20 protein-coding genes are annotated in these 18,700 nt (G+C 69.0%); 16 read left to right on the plus strand and 4 right to left on the minus strand.

Annotation, left to right across the window (positions count from 1 at the left end; genetic code table 11):
• Window positions 1-80 precede the first annotated feature (80 nt).
• The 7 genes from F8O03_RS02030 to F8O03_RS02060 all read left to right on the plus strand — a co-directional run bounded on the left by F8O03_RS02030 (window position 81) and on the right by F8O03_RS02060 (window position 8,077).
• Window positions 81-2,039: a DUF2264 domain-containing protein gene (locus F8O03_RS02030; RefSeq protein ID WP_151422161.1), complete on the plus strand. Its 1,959-nt coding sequence runs from the start codon at window positions 81-83 to the stop codon at window positions 2,037-2,039.
• 63 nt (window positions 2,040-2,102) lie between these two features.
• Window positions 2,103-3,395, plus strand: a complete 1,293-nt coding sequence (locus tag F8O03_RS02035; protein WP_151422162.1) for an ABC transporter substrate-binding protein — start codon at window positions 2,103-2,105, stop codon at window positions 3,393-3,395.
• 63 nt (window positions 3,396-3,458) lie between these two features.
• On the plus strand, window positions 3,459-4,406 hold the full coding sequence (locus F8O03_RS02040; protein WP_151422163.1) for a carbohydrate ABC transporter permease: 948 nt from the start codon (window positions 3,459-3,461) through the stop codon (window positions 4,404-4,406).
• Entirely contained in the window at window positions 4,406-5,320 is a 915-nt protein-coding gene (locus tag F8O03_RS02045; protein ID WP_208851778.1) for a carbohydrate ABC transporter permease, read from the plus strand. Before F8O03_RS02040 ends, F8O03_RS02045 begins: the two co-directional genes overlap by 1 nt.
• Window positions 5,321-5,323: 3 nt before the next feature.
• Window positions 5,324-5,986, plus strand: a complete 663-nt coding sequence (locus F8O03_RS02050; RefSeq protein WP_151422164.1) for a ferredoxin-NADPH reductase — start codon at window positions 5,324-5,326, stop codon at window positions 5,984-5,986.
• A gap of 32 nt (window positions 5,987-6,018) precedes the next feature.
• Window positions 6,019-7,188 carry a glycoside hydrolase family 88 protein gene (locus tag F8O03_RS02055; protein ID WP_151422165.1) on the plus strand — a complete coding sequence of 390 codons (1,170 nt, stop codon included), beginning with the start codon at window positions 6,019-6,021 and terminating at the stop codon, window positions 7,186-7,188.
• Between the two features lie 28 nt (window positions 7,189-7,216).
• Window positions 7,217-8,077 (plus strand): fumarylacetoacetate hydrolase family protein, encoded by an 861-nt coding sequence (locus F8O03_RS02060; RefSeq protein ID WP_151422166.1) that lies wholly within the window; start codon window positions 7,217-7,219, stop codon window positions 8,075-8,077.
• A 39-nt stretch (window positions 8,078-8,116) separates the two neighbouring features.
• On the opposite strand, the gene F8O03_RS02065 is transcribed toward F8O03_RS02060, so the two are convergent.
• Window positions 8,117-8,377 (minus strand): hypothetical protein, encoded by a 261-nt coding sequence (locus F8O03_RS02065; RefSeq protein WP_151422167.1) that lies wholly within the window; start codon window positions 8,375-8,377, stop codon window positions 8,117-8,119.
• A gap of 133 nt (window positions 8,378-8,510) precedes the next feature.
• Here F8O03_RS02065 and F8O03_RS02070 point away from each other — a divergent pair, with 133 nt between their 5' ends.
• Both F8O03_RS02070 and F8O03_RS02075 read left to right on the plus strand, forming a co-directional pair.
• The gene (locus F8O03_RS02070; protein WP_151422168.1) at window positions 8,511-10,058 is read left to right on the plus strand and encodes an FAD-dependent oxidoreductase; all 1,548 of its coding nucleotides are present in this window, start codon (window positions 8,511-8,513) and stop codon (window positions 10,056-10,058) included.
• Between the two features lie 226 nt (window positions 10,059-10,284).
• Window positions 10,285-10,629 (plus strand): hypothetical protein, encoded by a 345-nt coding sequence (locus F8O03_RS02075; protein WP_151422169.1) that lies wholly within the window; start codon window positions 10,285-10,287, stop codon window positions 10,627-10,629.
• 75 nt (window positions 10,630-10,704) lie between these two features.
• On the opposite strand, the gene F8O03_RS02080 is transcribed toward F8O03_RS02075, so the two are convergent.
• Complete coding sequence (locus tag F8O03_RS02080) at window positions 10,705-11,037, minus strand: hypothetical protein (RefSeq protein WP_151422170.1); 333 nt, start codon at window positions 11,035-11,037, stop codon at window positions 10,705-10,707.
• Window positions 11,038-11,280: 243 nt separating this feature from the next.
• Between F8O03_RS02080 and F8O03_RS02085 the strand changes: the two genes are divergently transcribed.
• The 7 genes from F8O03_RS02085 to F8O03_RS02115 all read left to right on the plus strand — a co-directional run bounded on the left by F8O03_RS02085 (window position 11,281) and on the right by F8O03_RS02115 (window position 17,396).
• The gene (locus F8O03_RS02085) at window positions 11,281-12,198 is read left to right on the plus strand and encodes an ATP-grasp fold amidoligase family protein (RefSeq protein ID WP_151422171.1); all 918 of its coding nucleotides are present in this window, start codon (window positions 11,281-11,283) and stop codon (window positions 12,196-12,198) included.
• Window positions 12,199-12,545: 347 nt separating this feature from the next.
• A complete protein-coding gene (locus F8O03_RS02090; RefSeq protein WP_104251799.1) occupies window positions 12,546-12,731 on the plus strand; it encodes a hypothetical protein in 186 nt (61 codons plus the stop codon).
• 379 nt (window positions 12,732-13,110) lie between these two features.
• On the plus strand, window positions 13,111-13,992 hold the full coding sequence (locus F8O03_RS02095) for a manganese catalase (protein WP_151422172.1): 882 nt from the start codon (window positions 13,111-13,113) through the stop codon (window positions 13,990-13,992).
• Window positions 13,993-14,037: 45 nt separating this feature from the next.
• Window positions 14,038-15,084, plus strand: a complete 1,047-nt coding sequence (locus tag F8O03_RS02100) for a hypothetical protein (protein ID WP_151422173.1) — start codon at window positions 14,038-14,040, stop codon at window positions 15,082-15,084.
• Between the two features lie 11 nt (window positions 15,085-15,095).
• Window positions 15,096-15,527, plus strand: a complete 432-nt coding sequence (locus tag F8O03_RS02105; protein WP_151422174.1) for a phage holin family protein — start codon at window positions 15,096-15,098, stop codon at window positions 15,525-15,527.
• The gene (locus F8O03_RS02110) at window positions 15,524-16,171 is read left to right on the plus strand and encodes a DUF3618 domain-containing protein (protein ID WP_151422175.1); all 648 of its coding nucleotides are present in this window, start codon (window positions 15,524-15,526) and stop codon (window positions 16,169-16,171) included. The genes F8O03_RS02105 and F8O03_RS02110 overlap by 4 nt, the downstream gene beginning before the upstream one ends.
• 133 nt (window positions 16,172-16,304) lie before the next feature.
• A complete protein-coding gene (locus F8O03_RS02115; RefSeq protein ID WP_151422176.1) occupies window positions 16,305-17,396 on the plus strand; it encodes a YihY/virulence factor BrkB family protein in 1,092 nt (363 codons plus the stop codon).
• Between the two features lie 23 nt (window positions 17,397-17,419).
• On the opposite strand, the gene F8O03_RS02120 is transcribed toward F8O03_RS02115, so the two are convergent.
• Together F8O03_RS02120 and F8O03_RS02125 are read right to left on the minus strand one after the other, a co-directional pair.
• On the minus strand, window positions 17,420-17,764 hold the full coding sequence (locus F8O03_RS02120; protein WP_151422177.1) for a hypothetical protein: 345 nt from the start codon (window positions 17,762-17,764) through the stop codon (window positions 17,420-17,422).
• 219 nt (window positions 17,765-17,983) lie between these two features.
• Entirely contained in the window at window positions 17,984-18,580 is a 597-nt protein-coding gene (locus tag F8O03_RS02125; protein ID WP_151422178.1) for a hypothetical protein, read from the minus strand.
• Between the last annotated feature and the right edge of the window lie 120 nt (window positions 18,581-18,700).

The raw sequence follows: 18,700 nt of genomic DNA on the forward strand, positions 1-18,700 counted from the left end.
GATTGATTGCTACTCTTTCGAAACGTCACCACCCCGGGGCGACCACTCGAACCCCCGGACGGCAATTCAAAGGAGAATCCGTGTCCACTGCATTCACGCCTGAAGCGCCCGCCGCTGCGGCGCCGCCAGCGTCGCAGCGAGCATGGACCCGCGACGACTGGACCGGCTACGCCGACCGCCTCCTCGCGGGCGCCATGGCCTGGGCGTCACCCGGCAAGGGGCGCATCACCCCTCCTGGCGCGGAAGGCGGCTACGGCCACGACATCGACGGCCTCGAGGGCTTCGCCCGCACGTTCCTGCTCGCCGGCTTCCGCATCGCGGGGGAGCGGGGCCAGGGCGTCGACGAGCTCATCTCCTTCTTCTCCGAGGGCATCCGCACGGGCGTCGACCCGGACGCGGCCGACCGCTGGGTCCGCCTCGAGGAGCACCCGCAGGCCAAGGTCGAGGCGGCGTCGCTCGCCCTCATCCTCGATCTCACCCGCCCCTGGATCTGGGATGCGCTCGACGAGCTCACGCAGCACCGCGTCATCGGCTACTTCGCCCCGGCCGTCGGCGACGACACCTACCCGCGCACGAACTGGCTCTGGTTCCGCCTCGTCGTGCAGACCTTCCTCCGCTCCGTCGGCGGCCCCTGGTCGCCGGATGACGTCGCCGCCGACCTCGCCCTGCACGACTCGTTCGTGCGCGCCGACGGCTGGCTCTCCGACGGGGAGGAGCGCTCCTACGACCACTACGTCGGCTGGGCGCTGCACATCTACCCGGTCCTCTGGTCGCGGATGCGCGGGGCCGGTGAGCTCGCGGGCGATCGCCTCGCCGGCGATGTCGCCGCTCTCGACCGCTTCCTGCAGGACGCCGTGCACCTCATCGGGGGTGACGGCTCGCCGCTCCTGCAGGGACGCAGCCTCATCTACCGCTTCGCTGCCGCGGCCCCGTTCTGGGTGGGCGCGCTCGCGGAGGTTCCCTCGGTCTCGCTCGGCGCGCTCCGCCACGCGGCGGAGAAGGTCGTCTCGCACTTCGCCGAGCGCGGAGTGCCGGATGAGCGCGGCCTCCTCACGATGGGCTGGCTCGGCGAGTGGCGCCAGCTGGCGCAGGCCTACTCCGGCCCTGCTTCCCCGTACTGGGCCTCGAAGGGTCTGCTCGGCGTCCTCCTCCCCGCCGATCACCCCGTCTGGGCCGCCGAGGCCGAGCCGCTTCCCGTCGAGCGGGGCGACTTCGTGCGCACGATCACCGCCCCCGGCTGGGTCGTGACCGGCACGAAGAGCGATGGGATCGTGCGCATCGCCAACCACGGCACGGACCATGCGAAGCCGGACGCCCTCGTCGGCGACTCGCCCCTCTACGCCCGCATCGCCTACTCGAGCGCGACCAGCCCGCTGCTCGACGACGCCGCCTGGCACGAACCCCTCGAGCAGTCGGTCGCGCTCGTCGAGAGCGCCACCACGGGCAAGGACGCCACCGCAGGCACCGAGACCGCCACGCATCGCGCCGCGATGGAGCTCCTCGCGACGACCACCGACGGTGACGCCGGTGTGGCCGCATCCACCTGGCTCGCCCACACGCTGGTTCCGAACGCGAAGCAGCAGCGCCACGGCTCCGGCCTCGACGGCGAGGCGACGGTCGTCGCCCGCCTCACCGTCGTCTCGGTGGTGCGCGGCGCCGAAGAGGTGCGCCTCGCCCGCGTCACCGACCTCGCCGAGGGCGTCGACGAGAACGACTGGATGCTGCGCTGGGGTGGCTGGCCCGTCACGAGCCGACAGGATGCGCAGATCACGAGCGCACTCCGCGGCCTGACGGACGGCACCACGGCACGGACGGTCACCCGGACGGACGCGAGCCCGCTCGGCGCCTCCACCGCGGTGCCCGTGCTCGACGCCCCAGTCGAAACCGGCACCTGGGCCGCCGCCCACCTCACGCTGGCGGGCGCCGACCACACCCCGAGCCTCACCACCGGCGTCGAGCTCACGCACGAGCTCGCCGCCATCACCTGGTCAGACGGTGCGCATAGCACCGTCGACCTCACCAACTACCGCCTCTCGTAGCCCGGGCGTCGGTTTTCAGGGGTCCGAAGCGGATCCCGTTCATTGCAGCAAAGGAGCAGCACCATGAAGAAGCGCACCATGATCGCCACTGCGGGCCTCGCCGCCGCCGCACTGGCCCTCACCGGATGCAGCGGTGGCGGGAGCGTCGACCCAGACGGCCCCATCACGCTGTCGGTGTCGGGCTGGAGCGTCGCATCCACACCCGAGTTCCAGCTGCTGGCGGACGGCTTCACGGAGAAGTACCCCGACGTGACCGTCGAGGTCATCGACTACGACCCCGCCGAGTACAACACGCTCATCACGGCTGACCTCGCGGCCGGTTCGGGCCCCGACATCATCACGCAGAAGGAGACGAAGTTCGTCACCACCTTCCAGGAAGGCGGACAGCTGCTCGACGTGTCCGACATCGAGCTGCCTGAGGGCATCAGCGGCGCCGCATCGTACGAGATCGACGGCACCACGTGGGCGACCCCGTACCGCCAGGACTCGTGGGTGCTCTACTACAACAAGGCCCTCTTCGACCAGGCAGGCGTCGCCTACCCGGACGGCAGCTGGACCTGGGACGACTACGTCGAGAACGCCGACCTCCTGACGCAGAACCTCACCGCAGCGGGCTCGACCGCCAAGGGCGCGCACCAGCACAGCTGGCAGTCGACCGTCCAGGGCTTCGCCAACGCACAGGCTGACGGCGACATCTTCAGCGGCGAGTACGACTACTTCGAGAAGTACTACGACAACTCGCTCAAGCTGCAGGACGACGGCGCGCAGGCCTCCTTCAACACGGTCACGGCCAACAAGCTCACCTACCAGGGCGAGTTCGGCAAGCAGAAGGCCGCGATGATCCCCATGGGCTCGTGGTTCGTGGCGACGCTCATCTCGCAGCAGGCGGCCGGCGAGGCCGACGACTTCGAGTGGGGCATCGCACCCGTGCCGCAGATGGATGCATCCACCGCCGGTCTCGAGAACACGCCCATCACCTTCGGTGACCCTGCCGGCTTCGGCATCAACGCCAACATCGACGAGGGCAAGACGCAGGCCGCCAAGGACTTCCTCGCCTACGCAGCAAGCGAAGAGGCAGCCACGAAGCTCGCCGGCATCGGCATCACCCCGGCGCTCCTGAGCGACCCCGTCGTCGAGGCGTACTTCGGCGTCGAGGGCGCCCCGCAGGACGAGCTCTCCTCGTTCGCCGTGCAGACGCACGAGACGCTCCCCGAGAGCCCGACCAACTCGAAGACCGCGGCCGTCCAGAACATCCTGAACGACATGCACTCCTCGATCCTCTCCGGCTCCAAGTCGGTCAAGGACTCCATCACGGAAGCCGAGACCCGAGTCGCCAACGAAGTCGGCCTCGACTAACCCCTCTCGTCGGTCGGCCGGTGCTCTCTCACCGGCCGACCGGCACCTCTCTCCAGGAGAATCATGACCACCACAACGGAACCGGCGCAGCCCAAGGCCGCGCCCGAGGGCCTGTCGCCCGAGGCGCGCAAGCTGCGCAACCGCTCACGGCTGAAGCGGACGCTCGTCGGCTGGAGCTTCATCCTCCCGAACTTCCTCGGGTTCGCCACGCTGACGCTCGTGCCCGTCATCGTGCTGTTCTACATGTCTCTCTCGAACTGGAACATCTTCGGCACGTCCACGTTCGTCGGCTTCGACAACTTCACCCGCCTCATGGGCGACGGCAGCTTCCAGGTCGCGTTCGGCAACACCATCTACTACTCGGTGCTGCACATCCCGCTCACGATCGTCGTGTCGCTCGGGCTCGCGCTGCTGCTCAACAACAAGCTCCGCGGCGTCGCGTTCTTCCGCACCGCCGCGTTCTTCCCCTACATCACGTCGATCGTCGCGATCGCGCTCGTCTGGAACCTGCTCTTCAGCCCGGACTTCGGCCCCATCAACGAGGGCCTGCGCCTCATCGGCATCGACAACCCGCCAGGCTGGCTCACCTCCACGGAGTGGGCGATGCCCGCAGTGGTCATCATCAGCACGTGGCGCGACATGGGCTACTACATGGTGCTCTTCCTCGCCGCGCTGCAGACGGTGCCGCCCGAGCTGCACGAGGCGGCCCGCGTCGACGGCGCGAACGCCTGGCAGCGCTTCTGGAACGTGACGCTTCCCTGCCTGCGCCCGACGATGTTCTTCGTCACCGTCATGCTGACGATCAACTCGCTGAAGATCTTCGACCTCATCCTCGTGCTCACCGAGGGCGGGCCGGGCCAGTCGACGACCGTCATCTCCCAGTTCATCTACCGCAAGGGCTTCGAGGAGAACGAGTTCGGATACGCGTCAGCGGCCTCCGTCGTGCTGTTCCTGCTCTGCATCGTCGTCACGATCATCCAGTTCATGTGGAACAAGCGGAAGGACAGCTGATGTCCCAGACCATGGCAGTCGTCCTCCCCGAGGAGACCACGACCCCCCTCTCGACCGACCACGTCGAGCCCGCGAAGCCCGCCGGCAAGAAAGAGCACAAGCTCGCTCGCGCGCTGCTCTACGTCATCCTCATCGTCGCCGCGGCCGCGATGCTCACACCGTTCTTCTGGATGATCATGAGCTCGCTCAAGGAGGCCAACGCGGTCTTCTCGGTGCCGGTCCAGTGGATCCCCGAGGTCTTCGTGTGGCAGAACTACGTCGACATCTGGACCAAGTCGGACATCATGACGTGGATCGGCAACACGATGATCCTGTCCGTCACCGTCACGGCCCTGCAGGTGCTCACGGGCTCGTTCGCCGCCTACGGCTTCTCACGAATCAAGTTCCCCGGCCGCGACGTGCTGTTCCTCCTGTACGTCGGCACGATCGCCGTGCCGTGGCAGTCGTACATGATCCCGCAGTTCATCCTGCTGTCGAACGCGAACCTCTCGAACACCCTCTGGGCGATCATCCTGCTGCAGGCGTTCGGCGCCTTCGGTGTGTTCCTCATGAAGCAGTTCTACGAGACCATCCCCATGGAGCTCTCCGAGGCGGCCCGCCTCGACGGGCTCAGCGAGTACGGCATCTGGCGGCGCATCATGCTGCCGCTGTCGATCCCGGCCATCGCGAGCCTCTCCCTGCTGACGTTCGTGAACACCTGGAACGACTACCTCGGACCGCTCATCTACCTGCGCGACCCGAGCCTGTGGACCATGCAGCTGGGCCTCAAGAACTTCGTCTCGAGCCTCTACGACGTCGACTACGGCGTGCTCTTCGCTGGCCTCACCATCTCGGTGCTGCCCATCGCGATCGTGTTCCTCCTCGGCCAGCGGTACTTCGTCGAGGGCATCGCGACCAGCGGGATGAAGGGCTAGGCCATGAAGCGCATCTCGCACGGCGTCTACGCGACGGCGTTCAACGTCACCTACCTGGCGCTCGCCGTCAACCTGATGCTCGCGGTCATGAGCCTGCCGTTCCTCGTGCTGCTCGTGACCACCGACCCGTCGCTGTCGTGGCCGCTGCTCGCGGCGAGCGCGGCGCTGACGGGGCCGGGCATCGCGGGTGCGTTCGCGACCTTCCGTGCGAATGCGGAGGGTGACACCGACGTGATCCGCGCGTTCATCAGCGGGGTGCGCCGCACCTGGAAGCGGGCGCTCGTGATCTCGGCGGTCACGTCCGCCGTCGTCACGGTCGCGCTCGTGGATGTGTTCGTGCTCGTCCCGACGGGCATCGGCGTCCTCCTCGTGCCCCTGCTCGTCGTCGTCACGATCCTGACGCTCGCGACCGCAGCCGTGACGCTCGTGGCCATCACGCAGGCCGAGGACACGCGCCTGCCGACCCTGGCGCGCGCATCCCTCTTCCTCGCCGTGCGCCGCTGGCCGCTGACCTTCGCATCGTTCGCGATCGTCGGCGTCCAGGCCGCCGTGCTCACGGCGGCACCGGCCATCGCCATCGGCATCACCACCGCCGCCTGCCTCTACGTCGTCTGGGCTGGCGGACGCTACACCCTGCAGCAGGCACCCGCGCGCGTCGCGGCCTGATCGACCTCTCGAACTCTCACGAAGGAACACCCATGACTTTCGCGCCCGCATCCACGACCGTGGAGAACGCGCTGGCAGCGGCCACGGACACCGTTCGACGCAACATCGAAGCGTTCGGCGCCGCCTACCCGGACGACACGACCAGCGACAACAAGTACCCGCTGCGCCCCGCGACCGACCTCTTCGCGGAAGGCGCGAACCGTGGCTGGACCACCAGCTTCTGGCCGGGCATGATGTGGCTCGCCGGCGACGTCACGGGCGACGCCGACTTCCACGAGGCCGCGCTTGCGCACGCCGCCGACTTCGAGCGGCGCCTGTACGCAGACGAGGACCTCGAGACGCACGACCTCGGCTTCCTCTACTCGCTCTCCGTCGTCACGGCGTGGAAGCAGACCGGCGACGAGCGCTGGCGCACGGCCGGCATCAAGGCAGGCGAGCGCCTCATGACGCGCTTCCTCGAGCCGGCCGGCATCCTGCAGGCCTGGGGCGACCTCAGCGACCCCGCGCAGCGGGGGCGCGCCATCATCGACAGCCTCATGAACATGCCCCTGCTCAGCTGGGTGGGCGAGCAGACGGGCGACCCCCGGTATGCGGACGCGGTGCGCCGTCACACGGAGCAGCTGCGCACGCAGATCTTCCGCGCAGACGACTCCACGTTCCACACGTTCTACTGGGATGCGGAGACCGGCGAGCCCCTGCGCGGCGGCACCGAGCAGGGTGCGTTCGACGAGTCGTGCTGGGCGCGCGGCGAGGCGTGGGGCATCTACGGCTTCGCGCTCAACTCGCAGACGGTCGGCGACCCGCGGCAGCTCGAGGCGGCCTGGCGGTGCGCGGACTACTACCTCGCCCACCTGCCGAGCGACGGCATCCCCTACTGGGACCTCGTGTACACCGAGGGCAGCGACGCGCCCCGCGACAGCTCGGCCGCCGCGATCGCCGCGTGCGGGTTCTTCGAGCTCGCCGCCGTCGAGCCCGACCCCGAGCGCTCCGCTCGCGCGCTGCAGGCGGCGCACACCCAGATCGACGCGCTCATCGCCGAAGCCGCCCCGCAGCCGCCCGAGTCCTCCGACGCGCTCCTCCTGCACGGCGTCTATGACCTGCCGAAGCTCGTCGGCGTCGACGAGGGAACCCTCTGGGGCGACTACTTCTACCTCGAGGCGCTGACCCGCGCCTCCCGCCCCGACTGGAAGCGCTACTGGTGAGCGGCGGCATGAACGAGGGAGTCTGCGCATGAGGATCGTCACCTGGGACCGCGCTGGTGTCAGCGTGCCCGCAGCGCTCGTCGCCTCGGGCGACGGCGACCGGCTGGTCGACCTGTCCGGGGTCGTCGCCTCGACGCTCGAGCTGCTCACGGATGAGCGGGCGCTGGCGGATGCACGTGCCGTCGTCGACGCGGCTGACCCGTCCAGCCTTCCCGCGCGCGACGGCGAGCGCCTGCTCGCGCCGGTCACACCGCGCGTGCTGCTGTGCATCGGCTACAACTACCGCGGCCACGTGGTCGCGGGCGGAGAAGGGCAGCCCGACCCGGAGCATCCGGACGTGTTCGTGAAGACCGCCAACACGACGCTCGGGCCGGACGACGCCGTCGTCCTGCCGCCGCAGAGCGACGACGTCGACTACGAGGGCGAGATCGGGGTGGTCATCGGGCGCACGGCGCACGCCGTCTCCGCGGAGGACGCCCTCGACCACGTCGCCGGCTACACGCTGGTCAACGACGTGTCTGCCCGCGACTGGCAAAACCGCACGAGTCAGTGGACGCTCGGCAAGTGCTTCGACGGCTTCGCGCCCATCGGGCCGGCGATCGTGACGGCCGACGAGATCGCGGACCCCGCAGACCTGCTCGTCGAGGTCATCCGCGACGGGAAGACGACCGTCTCGCAGAGCACGTCGACGCTCATCTTCCCGTTCGCGGAGATCGTGTCATACGTCTCGCAGTCCATCACGCTCCAGCCGGGCGACGTCATCGCAACCGGGTCACCGCAGAAGCTGCCGGATGCCCTGCAAGAGCATCGTGCGCTCGCCGACGGGGACTCCGTGCGCATTCGCGTGGCCGGTATCGGGGAGCTCGTGACGGTGTTCCGCAGCGCCTGAGAGCCGCGGCCGGGTTCGGCGCTCGCGCCGCTCCCGCCGCTACGGCGTCGGCGTCTCGCTCATCGAGGGGGTCGGTGTCGGCGAGTCGGTGGTCGACTCCGTCTCCTCGGGATCGGGGGAGACCGTCATCGTGTCGTCCTCGTCCGCGGTCTCCTCGGTCGTCGAAGTCGGTACCCCGGTGTCGGGGGAGATCGGGCTCTGCACGACCTCGTCGCCACCGCAACCGGCCAGCAGGAGGGAAGCAGCGAGCGCCGCGGAGGCGGCGAGGGCAGTCCGTAGGGTCTTGGATGTTGATGTCATGTGTCCAGTGAAGACAAGCCACCTGGGAAGTCCGTTCCCCTTGACACGGTGACGTGCGCTCGTTCTCACCGACCTCATCCGCCCGGAGTCAATACTGACGGGAAACTCGGGTTGGGTTCCTAGCGTTGGCGCCATGAGCGAAGCGAAGCCCCTTGCAGACCGTCACGGAATCTGGGCCGCCCTCGGGCAGCACACCGCCGCACACGACCGAGCACCGGAGGCGGTGGGCGGCGACGCCTATGACGTGCTGGTGGTCGGCGCTGGGATCACGGGGCTCACGAGCGCCGTGCTGCTCGCCGAGTCGGGCTTGCGGGTGGGCGTGCTGGAAGCCCACGACCTGCGCGCTTCTGCGACCGTCAACAGCACGGGCAAGCTCTCGCTGCTGCACGGCCAGACGCTGAGCTCGCTGCGCAGCAAGCGGGGTGATGAGGTCGCGGCCGCCTACGTGCAGGGCAATCTCGCGGCCATCGACTGGGCGAGGGCGTTCTGCGCGGCGCGGCAGGTGCCTCTGCAGGAGCGCACCTCCATCCTCTTCTCGCGCACGGAGCAGGGCGTGAAGCAGGTGGCGCAGCAGCGGGAGGCGGCGGAAGCGCTCCGCCTTCCCGTGGGCACCGAGGTCGCCGCGGAGCTGCCGTTCGAGATCCTCGACGCCGTCACCCTCGACGGCGGCCTGCAGCTCAACCCGTACGAACTGATCCTCGCGCTCGTCGAACGGGCCACCGAGCTCGGCGTGCACCTCTCCCTCAACACGCGCGTCACGCGCGTCGACCACCACCGCACGCATGTCGACGTGCACGCGAGCCGCGCCGGCCGCGACCTCTCCGTGCGCGGCGGGCACGTCATCATCGGGACCGGCTTCCCCATCGTCGACCGCAGCGCCGAGTTCACGACCCTCACCGCCTACCGCTCCTACGCGCTCGGCTTCGAGACCGGGATGCCGCTGCTCACCGGCATGTACCTGGGCCTCGACCGCGAGACCATCTCGCTGCGCGAGTACACCACCGCGGGACGACACCACCTCGTGGTCGGCGGGGCAGGCCACAAGGTCGGCGCCAGCGTCTCCTCCCGCGAGCGCGTGGATGCCCTCAGCCAGTGGGGTCAGGAGACGTTCGGGCTGGTGGCCCCCGAGAAGTACCGCTGGTCGGCGCAGGACTACGAGGAGCCGGACGCGGCACCGTCCTCCGGCGTCGCCAACCCGGTCCATCCGCGCATCCTCTACGCCACCGGATACAACAAGTGGGGGCTCTCGAACGGCATCGCCGCAGCGCACGACCTGCGTGGCCGGATCCTCGACGAGCGAGCGGAATGGATGCACACGCTCTACGACCGGCGGGTCACCACTTCGAAGCTTGGCGGTCTGGTCGCCCGCGGCGCGGAGGTCGGCGTGACCGCGGTCGGCGACTGGGCGCGGGCGGAGCTCTCCACGCCGGAGGCGCATCCGGCGGAAGGGGAGGGGAGCGTCGGTCGTTCTGGCGGCGTGCCGGTGGCCGTGAGCACGGTCGACGGGGTCACCCGCTCGGTGTCGGCGGTCTGCACGCACCTCGGCGGCGTGCTGCGCTGGAACGACGAGGACTGCTCGTGGGACTGCCCGCTGCACGCGTCCCGCTTCGCGCCTGATGGGACGCGGATCGAGGGGCCGGCGACGTCCGACCTCCCGTCTCGAGACGCCGACGAGGCGTAGCCGCGCATCCCGGAGCGCCGGAACGCGCGCCAGGGTAGCGGTGCCAGCGTCGTTGCGCCAGGAGAACGGTGCAATTGCTGGGCGGCGACAGACTAGAGGCACCCGTCGTCGGCTCCTGGCTCGATCCCCCGACTGGGCGTCCACGATGTGGACCCCTGGGCCAGGAGCCGTCGCCGGGGTGATCTGAGCAGGTCAGCCCCATGCCCCCGACGCGAAGCCAGGTCCTATGCGCTCCCACCCGTTCCAGCTGCCCGCGTTCGACGCGAGCGCGCTGCGGCTGTCCACCGCGCTGCCGGCGGAGCCGCCTGTGGTCGCGGCGTTCCCGTCTTCCATCGATCTGATGGTCACGGGTGCCGTGGTGAGCGTGGCGGTGCTGTTCGTCGTCGGGGTCTGGGTCGCCGCGGCGATGCGGTTGCGCAGCGGACAGCGGATGTCCCTGGACCTGGTGGGACGAGTGGAGCGGGCTCAGCGGATCAATCGTGCGGCCACCATCTCGACGCTGCTCGCCTCGGGCGTGATGATCGCGCTGCTCGTCGTGTGGGTGATCGTCAGCCTGATCTGGCTGTCCTAGGCGCGGACCACACGGCCCGGGCCGGTCCGGAGGAGAGGGCGGGCGCGGCCTGGTGGGCACTGCTGGGCCGCGCGGTCAGCGCGTGGGCCCGGAGATCTTCGCGCGCGTGCGACGGGCGACGACGGGGCTCACGCGACTGGTCGACGGCTTCTCGCCGGTCGAGGCGCGACGGGTGGCCAGTTGCGCCTCCCCTTCGCAGCAGGCCGCGACGAGCGATTCGATCGCCCGCTCGAGCTGCACGTGCTGGCTGATCTCGATGCCGGTGTCCACGCGTGCGCCGCGGAGGACGACGTGCACGCCCTCGACGTCGACGATGAATCCGAGCGGCACCCCTTCGCGTTCGAGGGCGACGGTGCCTGCCGTGGTCTGCGTGAGTTCGTATCCGGTCAATGCGGAGATGGGAATCATGGGGGAGCTCCTCTGCCGTTCCCAGAAAGCGTGACGGGGCGGTCTGGGAGGAGCTTGGAGATTGACGGGTTTTCGACCGGGGCTGACAGCTACATCGGCGAACGCACCACCATGACCAGGCATTTTGTCGCCAGCGGCGTCGTTGCTAGCTGATCCAAGAAATTTGCGCAAGCCCCCGGGGTAATCCGGTCGCACGGCAGGGCGTGACGCGGTTGACCGCGAGATGCGCGGCACACTAGGCGGATGCGCGCACCGATCACCCCCTGGCGACGCCGGTTCCGTCGATGGCGGGAGCACAGTCGCCTCGTGCGCGTGTGGCGTCTCGCACGCACCGCGAATCCGGTGACGTTCACGGACAAGGTGCGCTACAAAATGCTGCGCGATCGGCGGCAGCTCATCGTGACCTTCGCCGACAAGGCCGCCGTGCGGGGCTACGTGGAGGCGGCCGTCGGCGCGCGGTACCTCCCGAAGGCCTACGGGGTGCTCGACGACCCTCGCGAGCTGGAGGCCCTCGAGCTGCCTGAGTCGTACGTCGTCAAGCCGACGCACGGCTCCGGCGCCGTGGTCGTCGTCTCGCCCGCAGCGCCGGCGGAGGCGCGGCTGCCGGAAGCCAGATGGGGGTGGGTGTACGCGCACGTGCGTCCGGAGCACGCGAACCGGGAGCACCTCGCCGCGATCGGCGAGGGGTGGGTGTCGAAGCTGTACGGCCAAGGCCCCAACAAGGAGTGGGTGTACGGGCGGATGCCGCGCCGCGTGCTGGTCGAGGAGTATCTCGTCGGCGAGGACGGCGCGGTGCCCGAGGACTTCAAGTTCTTCGTCTTCCACGGGGTGGTGCACTTCGTGCAGGTCGACGGCGGGCGGTTCGGCGAGCGGACGCAGGATTTCTTCCGACCCGATTGGACGCACCTCGACATGTCCGGCGGTCTGCCCTGGCGGTCGCCGACTCCTCCTCGGCCCGCCCGACTCGACGAGATGCTGCAGATCGCGGCGAGACTTGGCGCGGAGACCGACTTCGTGCGCGTCGACCTGTACCACCTGCCGGATCGGGTCATCTTCGGAGAGCTGACGAACTACCCGGCCGGTGGCGACAGCCCCTTCGAGCCCGAGAGCTGGAACGCGGTCTTCGGCGAGCCCTGGAGGGTCCCGCGCCGCTACCGCTGAACCACACCCCGCCCGCACACCTGCCTGCCCGCAGACCTGGGCCTTGCGCACCGCAGCTCGCGCGGAGGGATGCACAACCCCCAGGTCTGCTGCACACCCATTCGCAGACCTGGCAGTTGCGCACCGCGCTGGGCACATTCACCCGTCCAACGCCCACGTCTGTCGCGGGACAGCGGGCAGGTGGCGGGGCAGTCGAGCACGCAGGTGCGCGCCCGCGGATCAGCTTGCGTCCGGGTGGCACCCAGGCGATCGCAGGATGCGCGGGGGAATGTGGGTGCGTTCGGCTCCTGGCCGGGCGCTCACGACCTCCACAGCACCGCGGCGGCTGCCGCACGGAAAGGACCACGATGTCGAACGCAGATGTTCACGGCTCGCATGATCTCGACGGCCCCGAGGAAGGAAGCGTCGGCGCAGGCGGCGCGACCGCTGACGGAGCGATCGACGAAGCCCTCGGCACGGACCAGCCCCTGACCTCGAACGAGGGCAGCGTCGGTGCAGGCGGCGCCAGCGCCGACGGGTCGCGCTCGGAGTAGCCGCAACCCACTTCAGGCGACGAAGGGCCGGTCGGCAGCTCAGGCTGACGACCGGCCCTTCGTCGTGCCGGCATCCGCACCTGCGCTCGCGGCCGGGGCCCGTTCGCGGCTAGCTGCTTCGAAAACTCCCGACCCTATCCAGTGCGCACTTGGGGTACCCCGGACGTTCACTCACACTGCGTTCTCAGGCTCCGCTCCGAATCCCTGCCCAGTGCTGGTGATCAGGGCTTTCTCTGATCTCGCTGGAGGGGTAACAGCAGGAAGCTGGAGGTTCAAGCCCGTGTTTGGGCGGCACGCATCGCGCCAGCGTTGGACCTGCCGCTCGTCCCCCGATCGTCGAGCGAGCGACCCCCAACGTCACACCGAGCGCGAGGAAGTCATGTTCTTTCACAAGCAGGAATTGCAGTTCAAGTCGAGTCCGTCGAAGCCTGATGCAGTGCTGGCGAAGCGGATGCAGGAGATCCTCGGCGGCCAGTACGGCGAGATCACCGTCGCGATGCAGTACGGCTTCCAGTCCTGGAACGCCCACGAGCCGGGCAAGTACCGCGACCTGCTCTACGGCATCGGCGCCGAGGAGTTCGGCCACGTCGAGATGATCGCGATCATGATCGCGCAGCTGCTCGAGAAGGCGCCCATCGAGCAGTCCGAGGCGGCCATCAAGGCAGACCCGGTCCTCGGTGCGGTCGTCGGCGGCACCGACATCCAGCAGGCCATCGTCGCAGGTGCCGGTGCACGCCCCGTCGACAGCAACGGCAACCCGTGGCAGGGCTCCTACATCACGGCGAGCGGCAACATGCTCGCCGACTTCACGGCCAACGCGAATGCGGAGATGCAGGGCCGAGTGCAGGTCGCGCGTCTCTACAACATGACCGACGACCCCGGCGTGCGGGACATGCTCTCGTTCCTGCTCGCACGGGACACGATGCATCAGAACCAGTGGATCGCAGCGGCGAACGAGCTGCGCGCCGAAGGCAAGGAGGATCTGCCCGTGCCGAGCAACTTCCCGCTGAACAAGGAAGAGCGCGACGTGGCCTACCAGTACCTGAACTTCTCGGACGGCGCCGCGGCCAGCGAGGGCTCGTGGGCGAGCGGCCCGACCCCGGATGGGAAGGGCGAGTTCACGTACCACGAGGGGCCGACGACCAGCGTCCCCATGCCGCCCCCGACGGTGCCAGACGAGCGCTTCTACGGCACCACGCCTCTGCCCAACACGATGGAGAAGGTCGCCGGGGTGGTCAAGGACACCTTCAGCAAGAAGTAGCGACTTCCGTTCCAGTCCGCACGACGAAGCTCTGAAAGGAACACCATGTCCAACAACACCCCATTCTCCGTTCCGGACACGCCCCGTCACGGGGGTGCCCTCCCGCCCGACGGCTCCCCGCAGGTGCACGAGGACGGCACGGTCTTCGAGCCGGGCGTCACGGAAGATGTGACGTTCTCACCCGCCGGCACCGGTCGGGCCTCCGACGGCGGTGACTCTCGCACCGGCGCCGCGAAGGAACAGGCGTCGCAGCTCAAGGACACCGCGACCGACGAAGCGAAGAACGTCACTGCCAACGCCAAGGAAGAAGCTCGCAACGTGGCAGGCACTGCCAAGGATGAGGCACGCAACGTAGCTGGCACCGCGAAGGAGGAGGCCCGCAACGTGGCCGGCGAGGCGAAGAACCAGCTCGCATCCCTCTACTCCGAGTCGATGCACCAGCTGAACTCGCAGGCCACGCAGCAGCAGGAGCGGGCAGCGACCGGGCTCAAGTCGCTGAGCGGCGAGTTCCGCAACATGGTCAGCAACTCGGAGGGCGACGGCCTCGCCACGGAGCTCGTGCGTCGCGCCGCGGACACCACCGGGGCGGTCGGCGCCTGGCTCGGCGACCGCAACCCGAGCGGTGTGCTCGACGATGTCCGCTCGTTCGCTCGTCGCAAGCCGCTCGCCTTCATCGCGATCGCCGCCGTCACGGGTCTCGTGGCTGGTCGCCTCACCCGTTCCATCGCGGAGGTCGCGAAGGACGAGAAGGCGGATGAGCTCGGCCGGTCGCTCTCGGGAACGTCCGGTTCGCGGTCCGGCGGAACGGGCGCAGCCGATTCGCCAGCAGCCTCGAGCGCTGGCGCTGGCGGCAGCGGCGGCGGCGGCCAGTCCGAGTCCTCGGGCGGTTTCGCCCGGCAGGGCACCACGTCCTACGGCGCGGGCACCTCCGACGAGGGCATCGCGAATGATGTCCCCGTCGCCCCGCCAGCGCCGAGGCCCTTCGCCGACGCGCGTCCGCTCGAGAACCCGGTCGGCGACCCGCTCGACGACCCGCTGGGTGAGCCGCGTCGCGAGAGTGACGGCTTCCCGAACCGCGGAACCGGACTCTGAGGGGGCCCGCCATGACCAGCGAGTACCCGGCACCCCCGCCGCAGCATCCGCCGCAGAACCCATCAGATGTGTCGCTCGGCGACATGCTCGGACGCGTCAGCACTGACATCTCGACGCTCATGCGCCAGGAGGTGGCGCTCGCGAAGGCCGAGCTCACCGAGACGGCGAAGAAGACCGGCAAGGGCGCGGGCCTCCTCGGCGGCGCGGGCTACGCCGGCATCATGGCGCTGCTGTTCCTGTCGATCGCCGCCTGGTGGGGCCTCGGCTACCTGATCGGCAACGCCTGGTCGGCGGTCGTCGTGGCCGTCGTCTACGCCATCGTCGCGGCGATCCTCTTCGCCGTGGGCCGCAGCAAGCTCAAGGACGTCGAAGGCGCCCCGCAGACGGTCGCCACCATCAAAGAGATCCCAGACACGCTCAACCCGAACGGAGATCACCGATGAGCACTGACCCAGACCAGATCCGCGCCGACATCGAGCGCACCCGCAGCACCCTCGGCTCCGACGTGGACGCGCTAGCCGACAAGGTCACGCCGTCCAGCATCGTCGACCGACAGACGGAGAAGGTGAAGGACAAGCTCGGCTCGGTGCGGGACTCCATCATGGGGGCCCGGGACGACGCGGCCGAGTCGGTTCGCGACGCCACCTCCGCCACCGGTGACGGCGTCGCCGACGTGAAACGTCAGGCGGTGCGCACGGCGAAAGGCAACCCCTTGGCGGTCGGCCTCATCGCGTTCGGTCTCGGCGCGCTGGTCGCGTCGCTCGTGCCGGCGAGCGAACCCGAGAAGCAGGCGACCGGCAAGGTGAAGGATGCTGCCGAGCCGCTCGTCGACGAGGTGAAGGGCGCGGCTCAGGACCTCGCCCAGGAGCTGAAGGAGCCGGCGGCGGATGCGGTCGGCAGTGTCCGCGAGACCACGATGGATGCGGCGGAGCACGTCAAGACCGACGCGCAGTCTGCGACCGAAACGGTGAAGGGCGACGCGCAGTCCGCCGCGGACAGCGTGAAGTCCGACGCCACGTCGTCCGCCGAGAACGTCAGGGACTCCGCGCAGGAGGCCCGCGACAACGTGCAGGGCGCTGGCTCCTGATGCGCTGACCCCCACAACCAGCCGAGGACCTCCTCGGCGCCGAACTGGCAGCGGGCCGCGCATCCACCCCCGATCGATGCGTGGCCCGTCTGTCACTCCACCAGCATTCTCAGCAGAGCAGAGGTACACGGAGATGGCCACGTCGAACCCGTCCGCAGCATCCACCAACGAGAAGCAGGGCGCGCCCGACCCGGATGACGCGCGGAAGCCGGACTCGCCGACCGACATCAAGAAGCGGTCGTGGAAGTACGTCTTCACGAAGACGATCCGCGAGTTCTCGTCCGACCAGTGCACCGACATCGCGGCGTCGCTCACCTACTACTTCGTGCTGGCACTGTTTCCGGCGCTCATCGCCGTGTTCTCGCTGCTCGGGGTCATCGGTCAGGGCCAGGCGGCGGCGGATGCGATCCTCGGCATCGTCGACGAGGCGGCTCCAGGTGGCGCGTCCGACGTGATCCGTGGCCCCATCGAGCAGTTCGCGTCGTCACCGGCGGCCGGGTTCGCGCTCGTGTCCGGTCTCCTCGTCGCGATCTGGTCGGCGTCCGGCTACGTGGGGGCGTTCAGTCGCGGCATGAACCGCATCTACGAGATCGAGGAGGGGCGGCCGTTCTGGAAGCTGAAGCCGCAGCAGCTGCTCGTGACGCTCATCGCGATCGTGCTCATCGCGATCGCGGGCGTGATCCTCGTCGTCTCCGGCCCGGTCACCGAGGCCATCGGCGGCGCGCTCGGACTGGGGGAGACCGTCACGACGATCTGGTCGATCGCGAAGTGGCCCGTGCTGGCGTTCGTGATCGTGCTGGTCGTCGCCGTGCTGTACTACGCGACGCCAAACGCGAAACAGCCGAAGTTCCGCTGGATGAGCATGGGCGCGTTCCTCGCCATCGTCGTGCTGGCGATCGCCACGGTCGGGTTCGGGTTCTACGTCGCGAACTTCTCCAACTACGACAAGACGTACGGGTCGCTCGCGGGCGTCATCATCTTCCTGCTCTGGATCTGGATCGCCAACAACGCGCTGCTGTTCGGCGCCGAGTTCGATGCCGAACTCGAGCGCGGCCGCCAGCTGCAGGCGGGCATCGCGGCCGAACGCGAGCTGCAGCTGCCGCCGCGTGACACGAAGCGCAGCGACAAGGCCGCAGACAAAGAGGAGCAGGATGTCGCCGAAGGGCGACAGATCCGCCTGCAGCACGCGGAGACCGAGGCGCGGGACGGTGGGAGGACCGAATAACCGCGGCGGTCCCGCCTGCTGCGCTATCGCTCGATGCGGTTGATGTAGTCGCGCAGGTTGCTGATGACCGTCTCGAGGTCGGTGCCAGTGGCTTGCGCGAGCTGACCCGCGAGCCAGCTCTGGTTCAGCAGGGCGGCGCCGAGGATGTGGCTGTCCTCGATGCTCTCGTCGAGTTCTGTGGCCGGGGCTCCGAACGGCTCGAGGGCGAGCTGGAAGGCCCGCTCGTTGGTGACGGGATCCGAGGTGGCGTGCTGCGCCAGCACGGCGTCGAGCTGCACGTGCATGGCGCGGATGGCCTGCTCCGGAACCTGCAGGCTCGAGCTCTGCTCCGTGATCGCAGCGGCTCCGTGCTCGGAATCGTGGTCCATCTCAGTGCCTTTCATCGCCTGCAAAGGTGGGTCATCGCTCGCGAGGGCGAGCGCTTGCTTCTGGAGGTGTGGGCCGCAGGCCGTCGTGGGTCGGACCGCTGGGCCAGGGGCATCCGCTTCGCACGGTAGGGGGCTCGCTGCTGTGATCAGCCGGTTTCCGGGCTGCATCAGAGCGAATTCACCCCGTTCTTCACCACGCACGCGTTCAGGTGCGCTGCGTCAGCCGACGGTGATCGGGCCGCGCGTGAACGCGACCTCTTGTCCGTCGACGGTTATGGAGCGGCGCGCCCAGACTCGTGCCCTGCCCGTGTTCTCGACTGCGCGGAACATGAGCTGGTTGTCGAGGTTCGTCTGCGTCGAGGTCGCGGTGATCGGGCGCTGGTAGGTCGTGACGTAGACGGAGCAGGTGACGCCGTCGATGCGAGTCGTGCCCGTGCGGGTGGGTGTTGACCACGCCCCGGAGTTGCCCCTCATTGGGGTCCAGGTGACGTTCGCGTCGCTGTAGAACGTGATGCTCGCGTTGGCGAGCTTCGTGCGCGTGCTCGTTCCCGTCACCCACAGGCCGCGCTCGGGGGGTGTGCCGCTGCCGTCGATCGTGAGGTGGTTGGTGGTGATCGGACGCGGCGCGAATCCCTGCGTCCACTGCGTGGTCTGGGTCGTGGTCATCGCGACCCACCCCTGGAGGCCCTTCTCGAGCTCCTGGGAAGCCGCGGCGAGCGGTGCCGCGACAGCGACCGCGATGACCGGTGCGGACCACGCGGCCGCGGTGAGCAGCGCGCGGCGGTGGAGTTCCGGGGTTGGGGTGGTGGATGACATGGGGCTCCTCTGCATGGACGTAGGTGTCGCTCATGGAGTGCGTCTGCCTGCGATCGAGAGACCGTTGCGCGGGATCAGCTGGCAGCAAAGAAAATGAACGACATTCATAAGCATATGCTT

It is taken from the genome of Pseudoclavibacter terrae (assembly GCF_008831075.1).
Lineage (GTDB): Bacteria > Actinomycetota > Actinomycetes > Actinomycetales > Microbacteriaceae > Pseudoclavibacter > Pseudoclavibacter terrae.